The 21,963-nt window shown below is 36.5% G+C and carries 24 protein-coding genes; 5 read left to right on the top strand and 19 right to left on the bottom strand.

The genetic code is table 11. From position 1 onward, the window contains the following. Window positions 1-79: 79 nt before the first annotated feature. From AO058_RS06755 to AO058_RS06680, 16 genes are all read right to left on the bottom strand, one after another. Window positions 80-421 carry a hypothetical protein gene (locus AO058_RS06755; protein ID WP_103294480.1) on the bottom strand — a complete coding sequence of 114 codons (342 nt, stop codon included), beginning with the start codon at window positions 419-421 and terminating at the stop codon, window positions 80-82. A 304-nt stretch (window positions 422-725) separates the two neighbouring features. Continuing rightward, window positions 726-1,235 carry a hypothetical protein gene (locus AO058_RS06750; protein WP_013073368.1) on the bottom strand — a complete coding sequence of 170 codons (510 nt, stop codon included), beginning with the start codon at window positions 1,233-1,235 and terminating at the stop codon, window positions 726-728. A gap of 49 nt (window positions 1,236-1,284) precedes the next feature. Continuing rightward, on the bottom strand, window positions 1,285-2,046 hold the full coding sequence (gene tnpC, locus AO058_RS06745) for an IS66 family transposase (RefSeq protein WP_013073369.1): 762 nt from the start codon (window positions 2,044-2,046) through the stop codon (window positions 1,285-1,287). A gap of 102 nt (window positions 2,047-2,148) precedes the next feature. Then, window positions 2,149-3,387 carry a group II intron reverse transcriptase/maturase gene (gene ltrA / locus AO058_RS06740; RefSeq protein ID WP_013073370.1) on the bottom strand — a complete coding sequence of 413 codons (1,239 nt, stop codon included), beginning with the start codon at window positions 3,385-3,387 and terminating at the stop codon, window positions 2,149-2,151. A gap of 511 nt (window positions 3,388-3,898) precedes the next feature. After that, the gene (locus AO058_RS06735; RefSeq protein ID WP_232228896.1) at window positions 3,899-4,618 is read right to left on the bottom strand and encodes an IS66 family transposase; all 720 of its coding nucleotides are present in this window, start codon (window positions 4,616-4,618) and stop codon (window positions 3,899-3,901) included. A 42-nt stretch (window positions 4,619-4,660) separates the two neighbouring features. After that, complete coding sequence (gene tnpB / locus AO058_RS06730; protein ID WP_013073372.1) at window positions 4,661-5,014, bottom strand: IS66 family insertion sequence element accessory protein TnpB; 354 nt, start codon at window positions 5,012-5,014, stop codon at window positions 4,661-4,663. Next, complete coding sequence (tnpA, locus tag AO058_RS18925) at window positions 5,014-5,256, bottom strand: IS66 family insertion sequence element accessory protein TnpA (RefSeq protein ID WP_442974487.1); 243 nt, start codon at window positions 5,254-5,256, stop codon at window positions 5,014-5,016. Before tnpA ends, tnpB begins: the two co-directional genes overlap by 1 nt. A 36-nt stretch (window positions 5,257-5,292) precedes the next feature. After that, the gene (locus AO058_RS06720) at window positions 5,293-5,739 is read right to left on the bottom strand and encodes a competence protein CoiA family protein (RefSeq protein WP_041579123.1); all 447 of its coding nucleotides are present in this window, start codon (window positions 5,737-5,739) and stop codon (window positions 5,293-5,295) included. 22 nt (window positions 5,740-5,761) lie between these two features. Further along, a complete protein-coding gene (locus AO058_RS06715) occupies window positions 5,762-6,094 on the bottom strand; it encodes a hypothetical protein (RefSeq protein WP_103294481.1) in 333 nt (110 codons plus the stop codon). A 67-nt stretch (window positions 6,095-6,161) separates the two neighbouring features. After that, window positions 6,162-6,890, bottom strand: a complete 729-nt coding sequence (locus AO058_RS06710; protein WP_013073376.1) for a zeta toxin family protein — start codon at window positions 6,888-6,890, stop codon at window positions 6,162-6,164. 6 nt (window positions 6,891-6,896) lie between these two features. After that, window positions 6,897-7,184 carry a hypothetical protein gene (locus AO058_RS06705; protein ID WP_013073377.1) on the bottom strand — a complete coding sequence of 96 codons (288 nt, stop codon included), beginning with the start codon at window positions 7,182-7,184 and terminating at the stop codon, window positions 6,897-6,899. A gap of 201 nt (window positions 7,185-7,385) precedes the next feature. Further along, window positions 7,386-7,604: a hypothetical protein gene (locus AO058_RS06700; RefSeq protein ID WP_013073378.1), complete on the bottom strand. Its 219-nt coding sequence runs from the start codon at window positions 7,602-7,604 to the stop codon at window positions 7,386-7,388. Between the two features lie 92 nt (window positions 7,605-7,696). Further along, complete coding sequence (locus AO058_RS06695; protein WP_057482307.1) at window positions 7,697-7,927, bottom strand: hypothetical protein; 231 nt, start codon at window positions 7,925-7,927, stop codon at window positions 7,697-7,699. A gap of 10 nt (window positions 7,928-7,937) precedes the next feature. Further along, window positions 7,938-8,297, bottom strand: a complete 360-nt coding sequence (locus AO058_RS06690; protein ID WP_057482308.1) for a hypothetical protein — start codon at window positions 8,295-8,297, stop codon at window positions 7,938-7,940. 188 nt (window positions 8,298-8,485) lie between these two features. After that, window positions 8,486-9,394: a leucine-rich repeat domain-containing protein gene (locus tag AO058_RS06685; protein ID WP_057482309.1), complete on the bottom strand. Its 909-nt coding sequence runs from the start codon at window positions 9,392-9,394 to the stop codon at window positions 8,486-8,488. Window positions 9,395-9,514: 120 nt separating this feature from the next. Further along, a complete protein-coding gene (locus tag AO058_RS06680) occupies window positions 9,515-9,889 on the bottom strand; it encodes a helix-turn-helix domain-containing protein (RefSeq protein ID WP_057482310.1) in 375 nt (124 codons plus the stop codon). A 1,095-nt stretch (window positions 9,890-10,984) separates the two neighbouring features. Between AO058_RS06680 and AO058_RS06675 the strand changes: the two genes are divergently transcribed. The 3 genes from AO058_RS06675 to AO058_RS06665 are packed head-to-tail and all read left to right on the top strand — an operon-like array spanning window position 10,985 to window position 18,257. After that, window positions 10,985-13,969 carry a SusC/RagA family TonB-linked outer membrane protein gene (locus AO058_RS06675; RefSeq protein WP_075325757.1) on the top strand — a complete coding sequence of 995 codons (2,985 nt, stop codon included), beginning with the start codon at window positions 10,985-10,987 and terminating at the stop codon, window positions 13,967-13,969. A 12-nt stretch (window positions 13,970-13,981) separates the two neighbouring features. Further along, window positions 13,982-15,388: a RagB/SusD family nutrient uptake outer membrane protein gene (locus AO058_RS06670; protein ID WP_057482312.1), complete on the top strand. Its 1,407-nt coding sequence runs from the start codon at window positions 13,982-13,984 to the stop codon at window positions 15,386-15,388. Beyond that, a complete protein-coding gene (locus AO058_RS06665) occupies window positions 15,375-18,257 on the top strand; it encodes a M16 family metallopeptidase (protein ID WP_057482313.1) in 2,883 nt (960 codons plus the stop codon). The genes AO058_RS06670 and AO058_RS06665 overlap by 14 nt, the downstream gene beginning before the upstream one ends. Before the next feature lie 50 nt (window positions 18,258-18,307). Here the strand turns inward: AO058_RS06665 and AO058_RS06660 are convergent, their stop codons facing one another. The 3 genes from AO058_RS06660 to AO058_RS06650 all read right to left on the bottom strand — a co-directional run bounded on the left by AO058_RS06660 (window position 18,308) and on the right by AO058_RS06650 (window position 20,164). Beyond that, on the bottom strand, window positions 18,308-18,601 hold the full coding sequence (locus tag AO058_RS06660; protein WP_057482314.1) for a DUF6520 family protein: 294 nt from the start codon (window positions 18,599-18,601) through the stop codon (window positions 18,308-18,310). Between the two features lie 259 nt (window positions 18,602-18,860). After that, window positions 18,861-19,772, bottom strand: coding sequence for a helix-turn-helix domain-containing protein (locus tag AO058_RS06655; RefSeq protein WP_075325756.1), 912 nt, complete (start codon window positions 19,770-19,772; stop codon window positions 18,861-18,863). A gap of 23 nt (window positions 19,773-19,795) precedes the next feature. Beyond that, complete coding sequence (locus AO058_RS06650; protein ID WP_057482316.1) at window positions 19,796-20,164, bottom strand: DUF7793 family protein; 369 nt, start codon at window positions 20,162-20,164, stop codon at window positions 19,796-19,798. Between the two features lie 489 nt (window positions 20,165-20,653). On the opposite strand from AO058_RS06650, the gene AO058_RS06645 reads away from it, so the two are divergent. Together AO058_RS06645 and AO058_RS06640 are read left to right on the top strand one after the other, a co-directional pair. Continuing rightward, window positions 20,654-21,283: an RteC domain-containing protein gene (locus AO058_RS06645; protein WP_232228895.1), complete on the top strand. Its 630-nt coding sequence runs from the start codon at window positions 20,654-20,656 to the stop codon at window positions 21,281-21,283. 396 nt (window positions 21,284-21,679) lie between these two features. Next, window positions 21,680-21,961 carry a helix-turn-helix domain-containing protein gene (locus tag AO058_RS06640; protein ID WP_037317115.1) on the top strand — a complete coding sequence of 94 codons (282 nt, stop codon included), beginning with the start codon at window positions 21,680-21,682 and terminating at the stop codon, window positions 21,959-21,961. The last annotated feature ends 2 nt before the right edge of the window (window positions 21,962-21,963 follow it).

The following is a 21,963-nucleotide window of genomic DNA, read 5'->3' as shown; positions in this document are numbered from 1 at the left end:
CATCCTGTCATTTACTGACTCAAGTTGGTTGGATTGAATGCGAATACCAAATATGCTCCGTTTACCGTTATTATAATTCCTAATAATATGGGACATTAAGTTCATCTTTTAGAGAAAGAATTTCATCTTCTATTTCTCGAATTTCTTTTCTAAGAATATTGATATTTTCCTTACGTTTATCGCATTCTTCTTCTAAGGTTGCAATTTTTTCAAGTTTAGAATTGTGATTATCAATTAAAAATTTATTCCTCTCAATTTCCTCAAATAAATATTGCTGATAACCCTCTACATAGCTACCATATTCATCCTCGGACAAATATTCCCACTTTTTACTTTTTTTTGAAATAAGATATTTCTTCAATGTCTCAAATGAAAAATTGAAATAAAAATTATCAAGGAAATCTACGAGGTCTATAGACAAAGTAGGCTTTTTGATTCGTGATAATTTTTTCTTCTTATCATCATCTATAGAGTTCGAAAAGAATGGTTCAATAAAATACTCTTTATCACCAACGGTCGCTACAATGTCAATTCTAACCTTCCCCAGCTCGGTATTATACTCCTTTTCGGTTTCTATTCCTTCTATTGCTAAATTTTTACTATCAGTTAGATTTGCTGTATCCGTCCGAGCCAGTGTTTTTAGAAGTTATGGATTCTGGTCATTTCTAGTAGAGATATATTCCCCATCATTCCCTTCCTTATCTATCCCTGCCATCTATAAAACTCTACTGGGTTTCAAAGCTCTGAATAAAGCTAAGAATACCTAAAAGGATTATTCCTTTGTTCTCCCGATCCATATTGATTAGTACTGGTCTGTTATTATATCTGAAGAGCACAGCTGTCCACAAGGATTTAGATTGGAGATTCTGCAATGTATCTGTATAAATCTTTTCTCTGGATTCTTCGGGTTCTCCTTCACTATAATCAAGCATATGCTTATTACCCCTTTGAAGCTTTTCGAACTGGGCCTGGGTCACTTTCCTTTTGGGAAGATTTTCGTTTGATCCAAAATACTCCCATATTAAAAAATAAATTTTCATTATTTCTTCCAACTCCTGCGGGGAAACATCTGCTCTGTAACCTAGAAGAACGGTTAGGAAGAAAGGTTGATGTTTAAATATTTCCTCACAAATCCTATTTACATACTGCGCATCTAAAGTGTCTATTTTTCTGATCAGACCGGCTAATTCAGAAGTTTCACTATTGTCCTTTTCATTATAAGTCACTTTCTTCATAATTATATTTTAGTATAGGATTCTTGTGGTATCTCTCAAGGGAAGCTTGCTAAGCTTTTTGATAGCCGGGCAATAACTCCTCCAGTTTTTGGATGCTATGATTAGGTATTCTTTGCAGAGTATCCTCTAACCACTGTTGGGGATTCACACCCTGCATTTTACAACTCCCAAAGAAGGAATATAACATAGCCGCATTTTGCGCAGCCTTGTGAGAGCCTGCAAACAAGAAATTTTTTCGGCCGAGAGCCAATGGACGAATAGCATTCTCAATAAGGTTGTTATCCAATTCGATCCTGCCATCTTCAAAGATCACCTCGAACTTAGGATATTGATTTATAAAATACGTCATGGCTTTCCCCATCGCACTTTTAGGTAACACCTTAAACTGTTCTTCCTGGATCCAGGTTTTGATCTGTTGCAGTAGCGGCAGCACCTTTTGTAATCTTAGTTCCTTTCGCATCTCTGCATCCCCGGCTGCTGCTTCTTTGATCGCTCGTTCCTCCCTATAAATTTCACTAAATATCGCTAGTGCTTTTTCTGCCCTTGCTTGATCCTGGTCCCGGGCATCCACAAATTTTCGCCTGGCATGCACCAGGCAACCGGCCATAGTAATATCCGGATCTAACCCGATTTTATCATATACCGTGTAACCATCGCATTGAACGTACCCTTTATACCCATCAAGGAGTTCCTTGGGACCATGTTGCCCGCGTCCTTTGCGGTAATTAAAGAGCACCAGTTTTTGCAAGGGGTCGTGATAGACCCATTGATAGCCTTGATGTGTGCTGCCTTTTTTATCACTATCCAGCACCTTTATCGGGTCGAGTAGACAAGGGGAATTTCACCCCAAGTCTCTCACAGCACCGTACGTGATAGTCTCCCATCATACGGCGCTTCCAGATTAACGGTACAATTAGTAAGGTTTTATATCTAAGACAGGTTTCCAATGCTCAAACAATTGTGGGTTAGTCTTGTACACATTTTTTAGCCATTTTCGAGCTTGCACTCTACTGCGCTTTCTGTACCTCCTAATCCATCTAACTATTTTCCTGTTTAACCAATACCATAGTCCACGGGTTGTCCATTTCGAATACTTGCAAAAATATTGATACCAGCCCCTTATCATAGGGTTGATTATCTGTGCCAGTTCTTGGATGGATCCCCGAAACTTTCTATTGACAACCTTCTTAAGTCTTCGCCTTGCTTCTTTCTTTGAGGCGTGGCTCATTACTGGAAAGTAAGTCAGTTTCCAACCATTTTTGGTTGGTCGTCTGAGGGGGCGGAACGTGTAACCGAGAAAATCAAAACTTGTATTCTTGTGACTTTCGCTGTGCACGTGATTCTTGCAATACACAATGTGAGTTTTCTCACTATTGAGTTCCAACTTACAAGCTTTCATCCGTTTAGAAACAGCCTCTCTAATGAAATATGCTTGTTTCTCTGATGTGCAATGTATGATGGCATCGTCGCAATATCGTTCGAAAGGCATATTGGAGTGATGGATTTGCATCCATTTATCGAATGCAAAGTGAAGAAATATATTGGCAAGTAGCGGACTAATGACGCCGCCTTGAGGAGTACCTTTTATTCTATCGGTGATTTCACCTTCTCTGGATACTCCTGTTTTCAACCACCTTCCAATATACATCAACACCCATTTCTCTTTTGTATACCTTTCTACTGCCTTCATCAGTAGGGTATGGTCAATGTTATCAAAGAATCCACGAATATCAAGGTCTACCACCCAACTGTAATAACCACATCTGGACACTGTTTTCTCCAGTGCCTGATGCGCACTTTTCCTGGGTCTGTATCCATAACTATTCTGATGAAAACTGCTTTCCACCTTGGGTTCTAAGTAACTTTTAATCACCTGTTGCGCAATGCGATCCGATACCGTAGGAATTCCGAGACTGCGAAAGCCTCCTGTTTTCTTGGTTATACGAACTTCCTTTACAACAGGCGGAAAATAACTGCCTGAGGTCATACGGTTCCAGATTTTATACAAATTTCCAGAGAGGTTCTCCCTAAAATTCTGTAAACTCTGTCCATCGACTCCGGCACTGCCCTTTTTGGACTTTACTTTCTTGTACGCATCCAATACCATTTTCTTGGTTATTGGATGTTGTTTTGTTTCATAATAATCAATCATCCTTCTTTCAAAGTTGTGTCTTACATAAAACTAATCTGGCTAAGCCCTTCCCTCCATCTCCATTACAGAGACTTCTGCAGTACTACGGCTTAGTCCGCCTCTGTACAGTTCATTGGTTTTCTGCCTCACGGGGTTTCCGCTTGTGCATTTCCCTTACCATCCCTGTACAAATTCCCTTGTTCCGTTAGATCGCCTATTTCAGTGTCCTGCCACCTCTGTACCGCCTGTCACTTAGTCAACTTCAGGTTACTGCCACTAAGTTTTATTCTCGGAGAAGAAACACAATTCTCCGATTTCGACAGAATCTGGCGATATCGGTACTTTAACTTAACCAGTGATTCACTTTCGTTCAGCTCACTGAAATTCACCTGACGAGTATTCTCTCGCCTTTTCCTTGTCGCTCAGCACCTCATTCTTTCGAAATAAAGCACCACAAGGTGGTTTGTAGGGTCTGTCTGTCAACCCCTACGGTGGGTCTACCACCATCAATCTAACAGCCTGCGGCATTACTTTAGGCCGCTTCAAGGCACACACTTTCATCCGCCTGGATGTACCCGTCTTCAAGGATTTTTTGCTTCAAGGTATTATAAAGAGGTTCCAACAGCTGGCAACAACTCGCCATCCAGTCACTTAAAGTACTGGAGGCCGGTTCCCACCCAAACTCTCGTTTAAAGCGCTGGATCTGACGATAGAATGGCAGGTGATCAATATATTTACTCACCAGGATATAGGCCAGTAAACAGGCCTCGGCAATAGATTTTTCGATAGGACGCGGTGGTATTGGCGCGATTACCACCCCTTGCTGGTCTTTCCTGGCATATTTAGGACGAATGGTACGTCTTTTAACCAGGCTGGCCGGGGTATATTCCAGGGTTTCACTAACTTCCTCGCCAATTTTTTTCAGCGTGCTTACATCTTCTTCTGGTTCAAGAATGACTTCCCGCACCGGAAGGTGTTCCGGCAAACTACCACGTCCCGGGTGTTTTTGTTTTTCCCGGGTATAGGTGATCGTTTCTTTAGGTGCAGCTATTTGCCCCGGTTCATCTTGTTTTTCAGAAAAAAGCGATAGTTGCTGTTCCAGGATTTCTGGGATAAAACGTTCCGATTTAAAACCCTGGATCAGTTTATAGAGCTGCCCGAGTTGCACTTCCAAAGCGGAAATTTTCTCCTTAAAGAATTCATTGGACTCTCGAAGTTGCTCGTTTTCTTTTTGTAGCTCCTGGTAGGTCATCGGGTAGCTAAAATACAACCCTTGTTAAAAATATACCAGCATTTATTGGGCTTTTTTATAGCGTTTTCTCCGGGTAATATTAGTGATGGCTACCCCGTCTATGAGCATTACCAGTTGGGTGTAATCCAGCTGGAGTCCTCCCACGGATGCATCGTAATCGGGCAACTCAAAAGTACCACGCTCCAGGCGTTTATAATATAACACAAAGCCCCCGGACTGCCAGTGCAGCAACTTGACTTTATTGCGCGCTTTATTGATAAAGATATAGACCGAACCATCCTGGGGACTATGACCTAATTCTCCAAGCACCAAACCACATAGCCCGTCAAAACTCTTACGCATATCGGTACCAGGAAGATATAACTGGTAATTCAGGGAACTGCTTAAGGCAAACATTACAGGGGAATTTCAATTTCTACGCCATTACCTAAACGGATGTGCATACTCCTGGAGGATGTCGGTGTGGTAGAAGGGTCGGCCGATAAGGAAACAAAATTGCTTTTAGCGGGTTTTGTAACTTGCTCCCTGGGAAATTTCTGGATCCAATAGGATAGCTTGCCTTTGCTGATTCCATGGGCACGGGCAAAAGCGGATTGATTTTGATCTGATTCATAAAAGCTGGTGACCAGCTTACGCATTTCTGAGGTAGAAGATCGAGTCATTTTTAAGTATATTTAGACTGCTAAATTATAACCTACACGGTTCTCAGAAAAGATGCACTTAGACGGACGCATACGATTTGCTTTTAATCCTTTTTTAAATTCTCCCTGAAATGAGTAAGGTATATTTGTATCTAGTATCGCATTAAAATCGAGTTGAAATTTTTGCCTATGTTTTTCGGGAAGGTCATCAATTAAGAGTTCAGGTATATCCAATTCTCCAATTTGTTTAAAAACCTCTTTTGTTAACCAGTGTATATAAGACTCTAAATTGCCGGAGCACTCAGTATTGGGTTTATGTCTGAAATGTGGATTTCGGTGATTAATAATAGCTATAAAATTATCCTTACACACAGGACAAATTAATTTCAACCTATTATCCTTCGTAACCTTCTCTATTGGAACATTTTTTTTGTTGGCTTGGTTAAATGCAACGGGATATTTTATGCTGTATTTATACAAGTAGTACTTTTATTCTTAGAACTTATTTATTTTTCTTATAAACGGCAAGGACTACTTTTCCTAAAGGGGTGGTATAATATTTTTGTAGCTTGCTTGTTGGCTTGTCCTTAATTGTTCTTCCTAGAAGTTTATTTTCAAACAATGATTCAATATGGGTTTTAAAATTTTTTGTTTGGTTTGAAATATTCAAATTATCCTCCAAAATTTCTTCAGTTGGGTTTACATTTTCCGGAAAAAAGCCCTCCAAATTATGTTTGTTAATTAATTCCACCAATTTATTATAATCTACATCTTGGTTACCATCATAGTTACTGTCTTGGTTACCTGCAAAAACATTAAAACACGGCAAATTCAAACTTAACTAACTATTAAATATTCGAGGGGTATACATACTCCTGAATAAATTTTTTAGCAACCTATATTTATAAATTCAAAAAATACTTATCTACCCAAAGCGGCACTTCTTCAGTTTGAAAAGTAACTTTCTTGCCCTGATAAACATCGAGTATTAATTTCGAGGTATTTTCACTATTATCAAAAATAAATGACCGGTAAGAATTTTCTATTGCTTCCGGCAGTAGCTCAAGACTTCTGTAATATCGTTGTTCTGTTTTCTCGGGAGGCACATTATGACCACCGCTCTTCACACGCTCTTCAACCCTCGCTTTATTAATTTCTACATTCTCTGTACATATAAAATATAAGTAGTTCTTATAACCTAATTCCTTGGCTTTCTTAAGTGTTTCTATTTTAGAAGGATGTGACATTACCGTTTCAAATGTAATTTTTTGACCAGCCTGAATTAATTCGGTTCTTAAAAAATCCGTAAGAATTGAAGCCTCATAAGAATGTGTGGCATTATTAGGGTTAGATATTATACCATTTTGGCAATTAAGGTCTATGTTATAACCCTGGGAAGAAGCTTTCTGGAAAAGAGAATGATTTTGAAGAAATTTATTAAATTTTAGTCCGTGGGATTCACTAAGATTAAATGCCTTTAAGGACAACTGGTTCCGGTTGCGCAAGAGATACTCAATCTCATCGGCATTAAGATAAATACCCAGACTAAATTGCGAACGTATTTTATTAAAAATGGTACTTTTTCCGGAGCCATTAGGGCCTGCAAACATTCGCAATCTTTTGCTGGCCATAATAAATTAAGGTATGGTAATTGTCTTTCCTTTTTGTACTGACTTTCGAGGTGCTAAGGTTTGAATAACTTCAAAACTTCCATCCTTTTGTTTGCGAATCACTTTACCATCTTCTACTTCGATAATACTCTCTGAAATCGCTACAGCCTTATGATAAGCCTCATTTGTAGCACTAGCAGCAATCGCTCCTATAAAGGAAAGATCTCTATCATCTTCCAACACTTTAAATCTCCTATTTTTTACGCCAGGTTTTAAAGCTGCCTTTCTTAATTTGTATTTTCTATTATTTTCCATTTGCACTAAGAAACTAAGTTATAAACTTACTATTTTTCGGGGATTTATGCAAACAAACTACTTTTGTAAGCTAAAAATTCTAGTGATTTAGATTAGAAGGGATTTACTAGCTTAAGCACTTTTTCTCTGGTTTCTAAAAATTACACTTTTTACACAATACCCGTTTTTTCCGATGAACCGACTTAAGTTGGCAGTAGTTTTTTATCTCATAATTGATGGTGTGTAATCAACCTTTTCAAGGTCAAATTCCCAGTATTTTCCAAAATTTTCTTTTTTTTCGGTCAAATTTCTTAGTAAATCTCTAAATAACTTTTTTTCTTCTTTATTTCTTTCTAATTCACTTGGTAAATCCGTCATTACGAATTGTTGATATCCCTTTTTAGTGATTTTTATTTCATCTAAATGAAATGTATTTAGCATAGCTTATAAGAATCTATATCTTCCATTTCGAGTATCATAGTCATCTGAACTTACTATTACTTGTCCATTCTGTTTTCGAAAAAAGTTAAGTTTCATCGGTTTCCCATATGATAATCTAGAATTCCAAATGTTGAAGGTTTTTCTGAAGAATGATTAAATTCGCTTAATAAATAATCACATTCTTGATCCGATATTCCATCAACGATTTCTCGATGAGATTTTCGAGTATTATATTCTGCCTTCCCCAATCCAATTGGTTCAGAGTGTGCTAATAATGTCCTTATAAGTAGTTTTTTATCAATATCTGTTATGTCAAATTCCATATATTTTTTGCTATTTATTTTCTTGTGAAAAATATAATCCAGATTCTACAATTTTATTAATATCTGATGATGAATTAGCATTATTTACTTCTATGGATAAATCACTTAACGCTTTCTCGTTAATCTTATCCAAATGATTATTTTTTATAATTAATTCAATAGCTTTTATTAATCTACCTTTTATCTCAGATAATTGTTTCTCTCTATTTGGTAGGAATGTATGTTTGATTCCATTTTCACAATTTATCAAATTAATCAATTCACTCTTACTTGCTCTACTTACTCTTCTATTGAATCGAAAACCTCTCTTGAGAAAATTTTCGTATTTCATAGCATTAACTTCATTCTGAGGTCTGCCAATTTTTCCCATTAATTATTTGATTTTAAAATTCAACTATTTAATAATAAAGAATGACAAAAATTACCGCCAATGGTCTCGGTTATCGCATGTTGGCGGAGTAACTGATTTGTCGGCTTAGTATAGGTTTGTTTGTCAAGTTAATTATTTTCTTTCTAACGGTACCGGATATTTGCGATGAACCGCTCTGTTGTAAGTATTTATTGTAGTAAAATAATTGTTCCGGGCATCAAAGCATTTAATTTTTCTGCATTTTCTAGAGTTACATTTGTTCCCTTAGCAGCAACCTCTTGTAAATTATGGTTTTCTTTTAATGGTAATAGATCGTTAATCGAAGTATTATTAATATTAATTTTTACAAGGCTCTTTAATTCGGCTAACTTATTTAAATCCCTAATATTAGTTGAATACGCGTAAATAGTACGAAGATTTTCAAGTTTTCTTATTGCATCTAAATTTTTAATTTCAGTCCGAAATATTGATAGATATTTTAGATTTTTAAGATTTTCTAATCCATTTAGTGAATCAATATCAGTATTACTTGCATTTAAAAAATTCAATTTTTTAAGTTCTTCAATTCCGTTTAAATTAGATATATGTGTATTATGAATATCCAGATGTTCCAAATTTTTGAATTTTGAAATATTTAAAAGAGAATTTAACGCTGAGTTTTTAGCATCTAAAAACTTTACACTTTCTAAAGTTGGCATAGTTTCTAAATTACAGCACCTCATACCATTTAAAAATAACCTTTCAATTCTCAAAAAGTTTTCCAATGGTTTAAAATCAGTTATCAAAAGGCTCGTATCAAAATTAAAAAAACAATCTTTGATTTCTTTTAGTTCATCAATGAACTTTTTTAGTTCAAATTTGTTGTATTGTTTAATTTCATCTAGTACTGAATTGAAGTCTTTTATTCTCCCACTGGTAAAAAACCTATATTCATAATTGTGATTATAAAGCATAATAATTTTCCAATCGTAGCTTAGTTTTTTCCACCATATTATGTCTGAATCTAGATTCAATAATTCTTCGAAATTAAAATCAAGTCCATTTTGGCTAAATATCTCATTTATTTCCTTCCGGGAATAAGATTTTTCTTCTTTCATCTAAAATGAATTCTTTATGGAAATTTAAATATAAAATTTTTTATTGAAGGATAATCTGCTCGTTTTTAATACTCGCACGGTTGTGAGAGTTAAGACAAAAATACAAAATCTCGCACATCACTATTCAATCGGCTCCACCTTCACAACCTCTACCGACTTATTCCTAACCTTTCCGCTATCTTGAATAACGCGGGTAACTTTTAATGTCAATTTTATCATATCATAATCTGGAGCTGGAAAGTCAAATAGATTTGCTACCGATTTATAGCGAAATGCTTTTGCTAAAAGACCTAGATGTCTAATACTATATTTATGGCGTTGGATAAATGATTCAACATTACCTACAAAACTTTTTGAGACTCCCATCTTTTTGCTTAAGTCTTGTTGAGTCCAATTATTCCTTTCTCGAAGTTGTTTTATGTATAGGATAAAAAGATAATCTAAGTGAGATATTTCACTGTAGACAGTTGTAATTAAAACCTTTTTATTAGACATAAATCATAAGTTTTTTAAACCAACATATTGGTTTATTAAAAAATGTTTCTTATATTTGTTTCGATAACAATTCAAATCATTATTAATGAGACTTGTACGGATTTAATTAATCCATAAAATACTGTCACTCCCATATTGGGAGAGAACTAACGATGTTGCTCGTTCGAAAAAAAGACCAAGCATTTCCATACGAGTTGACCGTGAGTTCGTCCAAAATTGCCAGAAATAGGTATCTTTACAGAGCCTTTCTGGCGGACGCCTCTCGCGTTAAACTTCTGTATGGACGTCAAAGCTTTTCGAAGCTAAGGCGGGGTTAAAGCTTGGTCGTTTTACCCTTTCGGACAGAAGTGTGAGGGGCGTTTTTTTGTATCTCATCTATCAGCAAATCGTTTACATAATTTTGAAAACTATGAAAACGAGAAGAACAGACCCATTAAAGCACTTCTACGGTAGTAAACCGGCAAAAGGTTTTGTCTCGTACCATAGCCTTAAGGTACAACCCCGATCGTTACAACCTATATCAAAAAACATCAAATGCGCCCCAGAATAATGAGGGCGTAACCGGTCCGCTACCTGTGCAAAATAAACAGGCATTGCCAGAAGGGTTAAGACACTACATTATATGGTTATTCGCAATGCTATAAATGTAATAGGTTTTCCTTATTCGTGCAAATCCAAAATTTGCGTTCTTAGGTGAGCAGGGCCGGTTTTGGTATTTAATAAATTAACCTACACTATAATTTATTTCAGGCCAAAGCGGTCACCGGTTGCAAAATCGCAGCTGTATTCACTAATTCCTAGCTTGCGGGAGCAGGAAAAATCACTTAAACAATCCCGTGGGTCGCCGTTGTGAGCCCTATAATTTTCAGCGGCTTTTGGGTGGGGCTCCGCTGGAGCCTTGGGTAAAATTATTGGTGAATAGGTTTAAGTGAAACCGGTATTTGGGCACCGGTTTAGAAAAAAAAGAAATTGCTATTGAAGAAAAGTTTGAATTAGCCTATAAGCAAAAAGACCTTCCTCCTAAAGATTGGCGTCTGTGTGGGGAAGGCCTAAGCTTAAATAAAACAATGTTTCATTCAAAACACACGTAAAATTATGAAAAATAATTACTCGCGCCTTAAATGGGTGGCGCTAATTATTATAGGCGGGGTACTCTTCTTCCTGTCCAAGGCTGCTAATGCAGCAACCACTACTCCCCTGCCCTTGCAGCAGCAAGAAGTTTCAGGTGTAGTAGAAGATCAAAACGGCCTTCCTATTCCAGGTGTTACCGTTACAGTAAAAAATACCAATAGAGGAACAGTAACTAATTTGGATGGAGCATATAACATCATTGCTCCTGCCAATGGGACTTTGGTTTTTTCCTATATAGGTTTTAAAACAGTAGAAATCCCGGTAGATAACAACGAAGAAATTAGCATTCAATTAGAGGAAGATGTTTCTGCCCTTGGCGAAGTAAAAATTAATGCTGGCTATTACAATACTACTGAACGAGAACGAACTGGGAATATTTCAAGAGTTACCGCAGAGGAAATAGAACTACAACCGGTGGTAAGTCCTATACAGGCCCTGGCCGGTAGAATGGCGGGGGTAGAAGTTACTTCCGGTGGCAGCCATCCTGGAATGGCTCCTACTATAAAAATTAGGGGAACCAATAGTTTACGGGAAGAAGGAAACTATCCTTTATATATTATAGATGGTGTTCCTATCAATTCAACCCCGGTAGAAAGTAATTCCCTTATGTCAAGTGCGGGGATAGATCCGTTAAATAACCTGGATGTCTCTAATATTGAAAGTATAGAAGTTTTAAAAGATGCCGATGCTACCGCTATTTATGGCTCCAGGGGAGCCAACGGAGTTATTCTAATTACCACAAAAAAAGGACGTGAGATTGGGACCAGCGTGAAAGCAAGATTTTATACTGGCATGGCAACAGTTCCTAATCGATGGGATTTATTAAATACCGAAGAATACCTTGAGATTCGAAGAGCAGCTTTTGAAAACGACGGAGTTGAGCCCACAGAAAGAAATGCTTATGATCTTTTATTGTGGGATCAGGATCGTTATACCGACTGGCAGGAATTTCTTTATGGAGGGACTTCTGAAACAACTAATGCAAATATTACTTTTTCAGGTGGAAATGAAACTACTTCATTTAGATTTGGTAGCTCCTATTATACCCAGGGCACAGTTTATCCCGGGGATTATGATTACCGAAAAGTAACCGGGAATCTAAATCTTAATCATCGCTCTGGAGACAATAAATTCAACCTAAGTCTTTCCCTAAATTACGGAGTTGACACCAACAATTTAGTGGGAAATGTAGGATTCAATGCCACCACAGCATTTTTGCCACCCAATGCACCTGAAATTTTCAACAATGATGGATCCCTGGCCTGGGAAGAATGGGGGGTGGCCGGACTTGATAATCCGCTGGAGGGCTATTTTAATACCAGCAATACGCAAACCAACAATTTCATTTCAAACCTTACTTTATCCTACGAAATCTTTCCTGCATTAAGGTTTAAAACCAGTATGGGATATTCCTATTATGATTCAAAGGAAATGAGAAAACAACCTTCCCAATCGTATAACCCTGCTGATGAAACACCGAATAACTCTTCACACTTAAGCGCTGGCCGAAAATCCTGGATTTTGGAACCACAAATTTTATTTGAAAAGTCTTTCAATAATTTAAAAATTGATGCAATAGTAGGAGCTACTTTTCAAGAAAACATCCAAAACCAGGAAGGTTTCCGGGCAACCGGATATGCTTCGGAAGCATTAATCGGCAATATCGCCGCAGCTGAATCAATTATAAATGCCAGAAGAGAAAGTGCAGAATATAAATATGCAGCCCTATTTTCAAGAATTGGCATTAACTGGGATAGAAAATATTATATTAATCTTACCGGAAGACGGGATGGCTCGTCTCGGTTTGGCCCTAATAATAGGTTTGCCAATTTTGGTGCTGTAGGAACTGCCTGGATTTTTACCGAAGAAAATTTCATTAAAGAAAAACTCCCATTTTTAAGCTTCGGGAAGTTAAGAGGAAGTTACGGTACCACAGGCAATGATCAAATAGGAGATTATGGTTATTTAAATGCCTATGAAGCAACCGATGGCCCCGGGGGATTATACCCCACTGGCCTGGCCAACCCTAATTATTCCTGGGAAGTTAATAAAAAACTTGAAGTAGGTCTTGAAATAGGTCTTTTTGAAGAACGTATTCGTGCAGGATTTAGTCGTTACCGAAACCGTTCTTCCAATCAATTGGTAGGTTATCCACTTCCAGAGATTACCGGTTTCACCTCAGTACAAGCCAATTTACCTGCAACAGTTGAAAACTCCGGTTGGGAATTTGAATTTTCAAGCCTCAATATAGACAGCAAAGAATTTAGATGGCAAACTTCTTTAAATGTTAGTCTCCCAAAGAATGAATTGGTTAACTATCCCGATATTGACCAGTCTTCATATGCCAATACCTATCGGGTAGGTTACCCGTTAAATATTTCCCTTTTGTTTGATTATACCGGCTTAGATCCTGAAACGGGTTTTTATACGGTAAGAGATGTAAATGAAGATGGAAGCTTTGATTACCAAGACCGTATAATTATCCAGGATTTAAACCGTGAACTGTTTGGTGGCATAAACAACAGCTTTTCATTTAAAAATTTTAACCTACAATTTTTATGGGAGTTTGTAATGCAAGAAGGTTTACAAACTAGCTTTGATGGTGGGACAGTAGGTAATTCAAGATCGGTTGCACTGGCTACACTTGCAGGAGAATCCGTTTATCAAAAAATTTCACAATCTGCACAGGCAAGAACTGCTTATGGCTATGCTATCAATACTTCAATTCCTGTTGAAGATGCATCTTTTGTACGCCTGAAAACTATAACACTTAACTATAACCTGCCAAAAGCATTCACGCGGAAATTTGGAATGGAAAATTGGAGACTTTTTCTTCATGGCCAGAATCTATTGACCTTCTCGGAATATTCCGGAATGGATCCCGAACGCACTTCTTCAGGGATTGGAAATCTGAGAACGATAACTGCGGGTCTTGAAATAAACTTTTAAAACTTTTTAATTATGAAATCACGACTTTCTATAAATAACACATTTGTAATTGCTATAGCGCTTCTATTCCTCTCGTGCGAAGATTTCGTGGAAGTAAGCTCTCCAAATAATAAGCTAATACAACAGGATGTTTTCAGCACTGATGCAACAGCGAGAAGTGCAATGAATGGAATTTACAATCAATTATTCAAGGCAGCATTTTCAAATGGCTCCAGAAGCAGTGTAACTGTCCTGTCCGGATTATCAGCCGATAATATTCGGAATATTAATCCGAGTAATTATACCCGGATGGAATTTGAGGAAAATGAATTGATCCCCGATAACCCAAATAACCTTTATTTGTGGTCCAGTGCCTATAATATTATTTATATGGCCAATTCCTTATTGGAGGGAGTATACAACTCCGAAAATTTAAGCGAAGGTGTCAAATTACAATTAGAAGGTGAAGCCAGATTTATTAGAGCCTTTAGCTATTTTTATCTTGTAAATCTCTATGGTGAAATACCCCTTTTAACAACCACTGAATATAACAATAATCAATTAGCTTCGAGATCTCTTATTGAGGAGGTATATGATCAAATAATAAATGATCTGGAAATTGCTGCTGATGTATTAGGTACGGATTATTTAAATGGAGAACGTACCAATGTTAACAAATATGCAGCTACAGCATTGTTAAGTCGCGTAAACTTACACCTGCAGAATTGGGAAGATGCTGAGAGTCTAAGTAGCCAGGTTATAGCGGAAACTGGCACCTATCAACTTTTGGATAATCTCAACGATGTGTTTTTGGTTAATAGCAAAGAAGCTATTTGGCAAATTTCCCCAATAGGAGATGGAGGCTTTATTAGTAATACCAACGAAGCAAGTATGTTTCTTATCCATCCTGTGTTTTCATTTGTGGCCAGTATACAACTTCGAGAAACTTTTGTGGAGATTTTTGAAGAAGATGATTTAAGATTTAATAATTGGATAAGCTATCACAATGAGGAAGAGGCCTTTTTCGCCTATAAATACAAAGTTTGGAATACGAGTGAATTCCCTATTGAGGAATATTCTATGGTATTACGCCTAGCAGAACAATATTTAATTCGGGCTGAAGCGCGGGCAAGACAGGGAAACATTTCAGGTGCTGTTGAGGATCTAGATATTATAAGAAGTAGGGCCGGACTGTCCTTAATAGCGGATACCAGACCTGATATCTCTCAGGAAGAGTTACTTGATGTAATCATAGAAGAGCGAAGAAAAGAATTATTTGCTGAATGGGGTCATAGGTGGTTGGACTTAAAACGTATAAATAAAGCAGGAGAAGTCTTAGGACAATCTAAACCAATGTGGGAAGAAACGGATGTTTATTATCCTATTCCTGCAGAAGAGCGAAGAAAAAACCCAAACCTAGATCAAAATGACGGCTATTAATTTCCGAACTATAAATAAAACTTACAAATCATACTTTTTCTTAGCAGCATTTCTATTCCTGTGCATTGGAAGTGGCCGAACGCAGGAAAATAGGAAGGGACTCAAAGAAGAAAGTTTACAATTGGATAGTTTGGTAAGGTATGGGAGCCTTGACAATGGTTTCACCTATTATCTTCGAAAGAATGATGTTCCATCCAATCGTATCGAGCTAAATATGGTTGTAAAAGCAGGAATGTATCATGAGGATAAAGATCAATTGGGATATGCCCACCTTTTAGAGCACGTTTTAGCAAAAGGGACAAAGAATTTTCCAAGCCTGGATGCCAAATTTAGTGGACCCGCACAAAATAAAAGTGCCAAAACGGGATATACATTTACCTGGTACTATGCTACTATTCCATCTCAAAATAAGCCATTATATCAAGATGGGCTACAAGTGCTTAGGGATTGGGCACGTGGCATACGTATAAACCAAAAGTCTATAGCTGTTGAACAGGCTGCGGTATTAGGTGAGATGAGAACGATTAATCCTTATAGGGACTGGAAAAGCAGGGTCATTCATAAAAAAATTTTAGAACCTACTGATTTTAAAACTTTCAATTTCAAAAAGGAAAAAACAAGTATCCAAAATTTTAACCCGGATTCTTTTCTTCGGTTTTACCAAGACTGGTATCGACCGGATTTACAAGCTGCAATCATCGTTGGAGATATTAATCTGGATAATACGGAATTAGAAATAAAGCGCTTATTTTCGGATTTGAAAGTACCAGAAAACCCAAAAAATGCTGAAGCCTATGTAAATGCTCAGAAGTTTGAATTGGATGGGGAAATTTGGTTTACAAGTGTGCTTGATAGTGTACGTTCCAATCTTCGATCAACAATATTGCGAAAGCAACCTAATTATTCTTACAATCCAAGTTCTAAATCTGATTATAGGTCTTTCTTAATTCAGGAACTTTATTGGCTATTAATTGAAGAAAAACAAAACCAATTTGAACAGCAACGTCACCCCCCATATTCCAATTTGAATCTTAATTATAGGCGAAATCTGTTAGGAGGAGGACAAATTTTGGCTTCAAAAATGGAAATTGATTTTGAAACAAATGATACCACACATATGAAAAAGCGTCTGGAAAAAACAATGCTAGCCTGGAGACAAATGCATTTGGGAATAACTAGTTCTGATTTAGAAAAAGGCAAGAAATCGCTAATGCAAAAATATACAGAAAGAAACTCTTATCCTTCCTCGGAGTGGATTAGTAGGTTAAAAGATCATTTTGTAAAAGGTAGCGCAGCCCCTCATCCAAGCGTAGAATCAAAATTGGTTTCTGAAATTCTTGAACAGATTAGCCTTAGGGAAATGACAGCTTTTATAGGTGAACAAGCAGCACTGAATAAAAATACAGATTTTATATTTTTTAGCGAAAAGATTGAAAGCATACCCTCAGATGAAAAATTAAGGAAATGGATCAGGGAAATTAGTGCCAAAGAAGTAACTCCTTTAAAGCCACTACCTCCTCCCATACATTCTTTAGCAAAAGCAGCCAATATCCCGAATAAAGTAAACAAGAATGATTTTGGACAAAAAGAAAATATTATTGGTGTAACTACAATAAAGCTTAAAAACGGAATTAAATTAGTCCTAAAACCAACCAAGCCACGTTCTGATAATTTCAAAAATAAAATTTCATTTCAAGCTTTTCGATCAAATCGAAACCCCTTAAAAAATCGCAAAAAATATCTGGCGACAAAGGTTTATCCTGAGGTAATAAGATATACCGGTGCCGGACCCTATAACAAATTTGAATTGGAGCGCTTTAAAAATGAAAAGCACTTAAATATTAATTTTAGGCAAACTAAGGATTTTCAATTGATAACTGGGAGTAGTACTCAAGAGTCCTGGAATGAACTATTTAACCTCTTGTATTTATATATGAACAATCCAAGGAAAGATTCGGTTGGCTTTGCTGGATGGAAGGCTCAAAAGAAAGAACAATTGAGCGGGTTTGGACTGAGGGGTTCAACCAGTTTTATAAAAAATGAAATTCTAACTAAATGGTATCCACAGCTTCCAAAAATGAGAATGAAGGACCTAGAAAACTTAACAGAGGAAGAAGTAATAAATGCCTCCAAAAAATGGTTTAATAATTTCCAAGACTATACATTTATAATTACTGGGGGTTTTAATAAAAGTCGTTTAATACCTCAAATAGTTCAAAAACTTTCAAATTTTCCGGCACGTAGGGAAGTGTTTTCAGGAAAAACGACCGGTTTTGATTTTCCTTTGAAAAAAATAGATGACACCCTTTATTTTAAAAATATAAACCAAGCTTTTGTTAATCTTTATTACCCGGTTAAGGTAACAAGAGATTTAAAAACTCAAGCTATATTAAGGCTGTTGTCTAGAGCATTGGGAGATCGCATCAGAAAAAGATTACGTGATGGTTGCTATGCACCTATTGGAAATGGAGAATGGCTTGATACTAAAAATGGAATTTTTACATTTTTCATCCAATTTAACAGTGAACTTGGTAATGAAGAGAAAATGATTCGATATGCCAGGGAAGAATTTTTGGCATTAAAAGAAAAAGGTGTAGAAAGGGAATGGCTGGAAAAAAACATTGCTAAGGAAGTAAAGGGGTTTGAAGGACGTTTTAATAATTTTGGTTATGGAAATTTCTGGCCTGAATACCTTCAGTCTAAATTGGTGGTTGGAGAAAATTATGTTCAGGATATTTTACAGTATGGCACTTTATTGGAATATTTTATATCCTTAGAAGAAATCAATAGGGCAGCCAAACGATATCTAACCGAAGAAAACATGCAAAAATTTCTTTCTCTTCCTGAAAGTAGGAAGCAGGTAAACTAAGTTAAAAGGCACATCACTTTACGCGATGTGCCTAACATTCAATTGAGCAATTAAAGTTCAATAACCATTGGATCCTCAGAAGAGCTTCCTTTTGGCTCTTCATCGTTCCTTTCATCGTAGACTTCATATATTGGTCCGTTTTCCCCGTCTTGTACGCGGCAGGTAAATTCCCCGGTTTCACATGGTTGCTCATCAATACTCACCCAAGTAGTTCCATTGAGTAAAATATAGTCCTGTGCTTGCTCCACTGGTTCCGGCTTCGGCTCCGGATCTACCGTAGCAAAGGTCAATCCTATGGCAAATATCATTGCCAACATCGGTAATAAAAATTTTAAATTTTTCATCGTATTAAATTTATAGATTAATAAATAATGCCGTTGTAAAACAGGTAATCGGCTTCCACCTGCATCATCGCGCAATAAAATCTTTAGGAGTGTTACTGAAAACGAAGTAGGGCTTATAGTTTTTGCTTCTTAACTTCATTCTTCAAAAACTCCATTTAAAAGCTTTTAATTCATTGATCATCAACAGTGTAAATATCAGTAAAAATACTTAGTCAAAGTGGAGGTAAACTTGTCAGATCAGTATAAATTCATCCAAATTTTATGAATTTCGGGTGATTTTTTTGTAAAATCTAGGAGTTACATGAGTTTCCTTTTTAAAACTCTTCGAAAAATGGGGGTAAGAACTAAAGCCCATCTTAATTGAAATTTCCGTTAGGGAGAGACTCGTATTTTCAATGAGTATTTTACATTCCCGAATGCGCTGCTTATTATAATATTGGTTTGGGGTACAACCAAAAATCTCTTTGAACCCAGTCTTTATTTTATATTCATTGGTATTGAAGAGCATAGCTAATTGATCTAAAGTTTTAGGAGGTTCATCCAAATGGTGAATAATATAGATATGGATTTCGTGAAATAATTTTTGGTCCCATTTTGAAAACGTTTTGATTTCAGAATTTTCTGGTAATTCTGAGAAAAAATCTTTAGAGCCATCCATAAGATAAGAAGTCACTATATATTTTTCCTCTACTACACCTGTTAACCTAGAGACAACAGTATGCAAATTTATTTTTAGCAGTTCATCAAAATGATATTCCAAACGGATATCAAAAGATTGTTCTTTGCCTGCTATGAACTTCAGGATTTTTTTCTCCCAAGTTTCCTGAAATTTTCTAACAAGTAGTTCAGAAAATGCTTTGCCTAAAATATTATTTTGGGCAACTTCAATATTATCAGGATGCTTATAGCTATAATCCATCACCCTTAAATTTTTGTCCAACAGAAAGTTCGCTGTTCGGATCACCATAGCTTCGGTATTTCTATTAAGCCATAAAAATTGATGCCGCTTTCTATAAAGTTCTTCTGAAGTTTGATTTGCATAAGCATTGAGCCCTTCGAGCTCATCCCTGTGGTGGGTGCGTTTGATTTGAAAGGCAAAATTGCCTTTAGCTATTTCGGTAAGCATGCGGTATATACCACGTAAATTTGCCCTATTAAATTCACGTTCCATAATTGTAGGTTTAGATTAATATTTCATTGGGTGTAGGGTTTTAAATAATGCATAGCCTGGTTTTTATGTTTAAAAATCTGAGTCGGTATTTTATGATTGTGAATTTTGAGATAGAATTCGGTAAGCCGAATAGCAACCGGAGATGTGGAATGAAGTGCCAGGGCATTTATTAGCAATGTCCCTTCTTGAACAAGGTAGTGCCGGGCATCTGAATGTGCTCCAACAATACCGTCAAGATTACAAAAAACCGGATATTCCTTGTTCTGCTGAAATTCCATCCGGTCTCGAGCAATTCTTTTGGCAACTTTTAGAGAGACTACAAGATCTGGCTTATAATCTACGAATAGAATACCATCTTCAATCCAATATGTACCATACTTACCTTTAAACATAAGGGGCTGTTTATTTTTGTTAAGTAGGGTTTTTTAAGGGAGTATCTGGAAGAACCAGTTTTACATATCTCAAATATAAAAGATAAAATTCAATTAATACTTATACAATCTGGAAGTAAACTTGTGAATTTAATTAATATTTAGCAGTTTTTCTGCTTTTAACATCTCGAATCATATAATTTGAGCTAATTTATTGCCAATTAGGGTCCCCTGGTATAATATATCTAAACAAAACCAAACTTGAAAAGAGCCCAACAACGATTTTATATATTTTCATTTACTACCAGCATGTTCGAAAAGACTATGTCGACATTTAGCGAAAAGGTTGAAGGCATTATCAAGTCGGAGGATTCCGATTTGAAAAAGGCTGAATGCGGTATAAATCTTTGTATCAAAACCTTATCCCGATTGCAAAAGCTGGTGGACCGGGAAGATTTTGAGGATAGCCAATCGGAAATTGATTTTTTCAAAAACATCAAACCCTACCCGATGAGCTACCTTATCTATTTCACTGAGGTACGTTCTTGCGAGCTCTTATTGCCCAAAGCAGGGAACTCTCATAAAGTGCGATTTCTGAAAAAAGAAATCAAGAAAATCAATAAGTTCTTTTCAACGAATAACGGATTTGTTCATTATATGGAACAAAACCATAGTTATCTGGATCACCAGTTCTTTAGCCGTCAGAGTCAGGTGGACTTTTCCCTTACCCCTTCCATTAATTATTACGAAAATCCTGAGTTTTCTACCAGTCATGATATGCTTTGGGCCAAAGTACAGGCACTGTATCGTTACATCCATTATATCCGTGAACAATTAGAGCGGTTAGAGCCCGGCAGTAGTTCTGAATTTAGAGAACGACAACCCAGTCTTTTAGTCTGGTCAGGCGGAAAAACTGATTTAATTGAGCTTATATATGCCTTGTTTGCCAGCGGATATTTAAACCACGGAACATCAGACATTATTACCATTTGCAAGGCTTTTGAGGATATTTTTAATATCAAGCTGGCTAATCCCTATAAAACCTACTCCAATATTAAAGCTCGAAAAGGCGACCGCACTAAATTCTTAAACCTGTTAATAATGTTGCTTGAGACCAAAATGAATAAGGATGATGATTAATAGTACCAATTAACCATGTACCCCTGCCCCTGCTAGTAAATTATCTTTCTCCATCTCATTATCCAATACTTTTCAATTCTTGCAAAGGAGTGCAACCACTTTCAATTTTCTTTTATTTTTTATTCTAAAAACACGTAAGTAACCACGTAGTTACGTGTTTTCGGTTTTGTCTATTATTTCCAGCACAAAATTCATTTTTCAAGGCACTGAATTTACCAAATTATCTCAAATCGTATCAAAAACTATGAAACGTTAAAGTTTTACGTAGTTACCACATCCCTATATAAAAACTCTCAAAGGTTAATTACAATTTTGACAGGAGACTTTTTTAATAACCTGAAGGGGGCTATTTAAATTATTATAACCTATAGTCCCCTTTTTAAAATCCATTGTATTATGCCTACATCAATTATTACCACCGACGATTTAAGAGAATTTAAAATGGAACTGCTGGATGACATTAAAAAACTGCTTGCCCAGCAAAAGTCAGGAAGGATTAAAAAGTACCTGAAATCTGCTGAAGTTATGGATCTTCTCAAGGTAAGTCCTGGAACGCTTCAAAACTTAAGAATAAACGGTACGTTGCCTTATACCAAAATAGGTGGGCTCATTTATTACGAGATGGATGAAATCCAAAAAGTAATGGAAGAGAATCGTGTGCATCATTTAGAATACTAAGC

This window comes from Salegentibacter sp. T436 (genome assembly GCF_001932675.1).
Classification (GTDB): Bacteria; Bacteroidota; Bacteroidia; order Flavobacteriales; family Flavobacteriaceae; genus Salegentibacter; species Salegentibacter agarivorans.
This window is presented reverse-complemented; position numbering and strand designations above follow the sequence as displayed.

Excerpts from the sequence above, each read along its gene's own strand:
- AO058_RS06750 (WP_013073368.1), bottom strand. The coding sequence starts at position 1,235 with ATGAAGAAAGTGACTTATAATGAAAAGGACAATAGTGAAACTTCTGAA.
- ltrA (WP_013073370.1), bottom strand. The coding sequence starts at position 3,387 with ATGATTGATTATTATGAAACAAAACAACATCCAATAACCAAGAAAATG.
- AO058_RS06735 (WP_232228896.1), bottom strand. The coding sequence starts at position 4,618 with ATGACCTACCAGGAGCTACAAAAAGAAAACGAGCAACTTCGAGAGTCC.
- tnpB (WP_013073372.1), bottom strand. The coding sequence starts at position 5,014 with ATGTTTGCCTTAAGCAGTTCCCTGAATTACCAGTTATATCTTCCTGGT.
- tnpA (WP_442974487.1), bottom strand. The coding sequence starts at position 5,256 with ATGCGTAAGCTGGTCACCAGCTTTTATGAATCAGATCAAAATCAATCC.
- AO058_RS06710 (WP_013073376.1), bottom strand. The coding sequence starts at position 6,890 with ATGGCCAGCAAAAGATTGCGAATGTTTGCAGGCCCTAATGGCTCCGGA.
- AO058_RS06705 (WP_013073377.1), bottom strand. The coding sequence starts at position 7,184 with ATGGAAAATAATAGAAAATACAAATTAAGAAAGGCAGCTTTAAAACCT.
- AO058_RS06700 (WP_013073378.1), bottom strand. The coding sequence starts at position 7,604 with ATGCTAAATACATTTCATTTAGATGAAATAAAAATCACTAAAAAGGGA.
- AO058_RS06695 (WP_057482307.1), bottom strand. The coding sequence starts at position 7,927 with ATGGAATTTGACATAACAGATATTGATAAAAAACTACTTATAAGGACA.
- AO058_RS06690 (WP_057482308.1), bottom strand. The coding sequence starts at position 8,297 with ATGGGAAAAATTGGCAGACCTCAGAATGAAGTTAATGCTATGAAATAC.
- AO058_RS06685 (WP_057482309.1), bottom strand. The coding sequence starts at position 9,394 with ATGAAAGAAGAAAAATCTTATTCCCGGAAGGAAATAAATGAGATATTT.
- AO058_RS06680 (WP_057482310.1), bottom strand. The coding sequence starts at position 9,889 with ATGTCTAATAAAAAGGTTTTAATTACAACTGTCTACAGTGAAATATCT.
- AO058_RS06675 (WP_075325757.1), top strand. The coding sequence starts at position 10,985 with ATGAAAAATAATTACTCGCGCCTTAAATGGGTGGCGCTAATTATTATA.
- AO058_RS06670 (WP_057482312.1), top strand. The coding sequence starts at position 13,982 with ATGAAATCACGACTTTCTATAAATAACACATTTGTAATTGCTATAGCG.
- AO058_RS06665 (WP_057482313.1), top strand. The coding sequence starts at position 15,375 with ATGACGGCTATTAATTTCCGAACTATAAATAAAACTTACAAATCATAC.
- AO058_RS06660 (WP_057482314.1), bottom strand. The coding sequence starts at position 18,601 with ATGAAAAATTTAAAATTTTTATTACCGATGTTGGCAATGATATTTGCC.
- AO058_RS06655 (WP_075325756.1), bottom strand. The coding sequence starts at position 19,772 with ATGGAACGTGAATTTAATAGGGCAAATTTACGTGGTATATACCGCATG.
- AO058_RS06650 (WP_057482316.1), bottom strand. The coding sequence starts at position 20,164 with ATGTTTAAAGGTAAGTATGGTACATATTGGATTGAAGATGGTATTCTA.
- AO058_RS06645 (WP_232228895.1), top strand. The coding sequence starts at position 20,654 with ATGAGCTACCTTATCTATTTCACTGAGGTACGTTCTTGCGAGCTCTTA.
- AO058_RS06640 (WP_037317115.1), top strand. The coding sequence starts at position 21,680 with ATGCCTACATCAATTATTACCACCGACGATTTAAGAGAATTTAAAATG.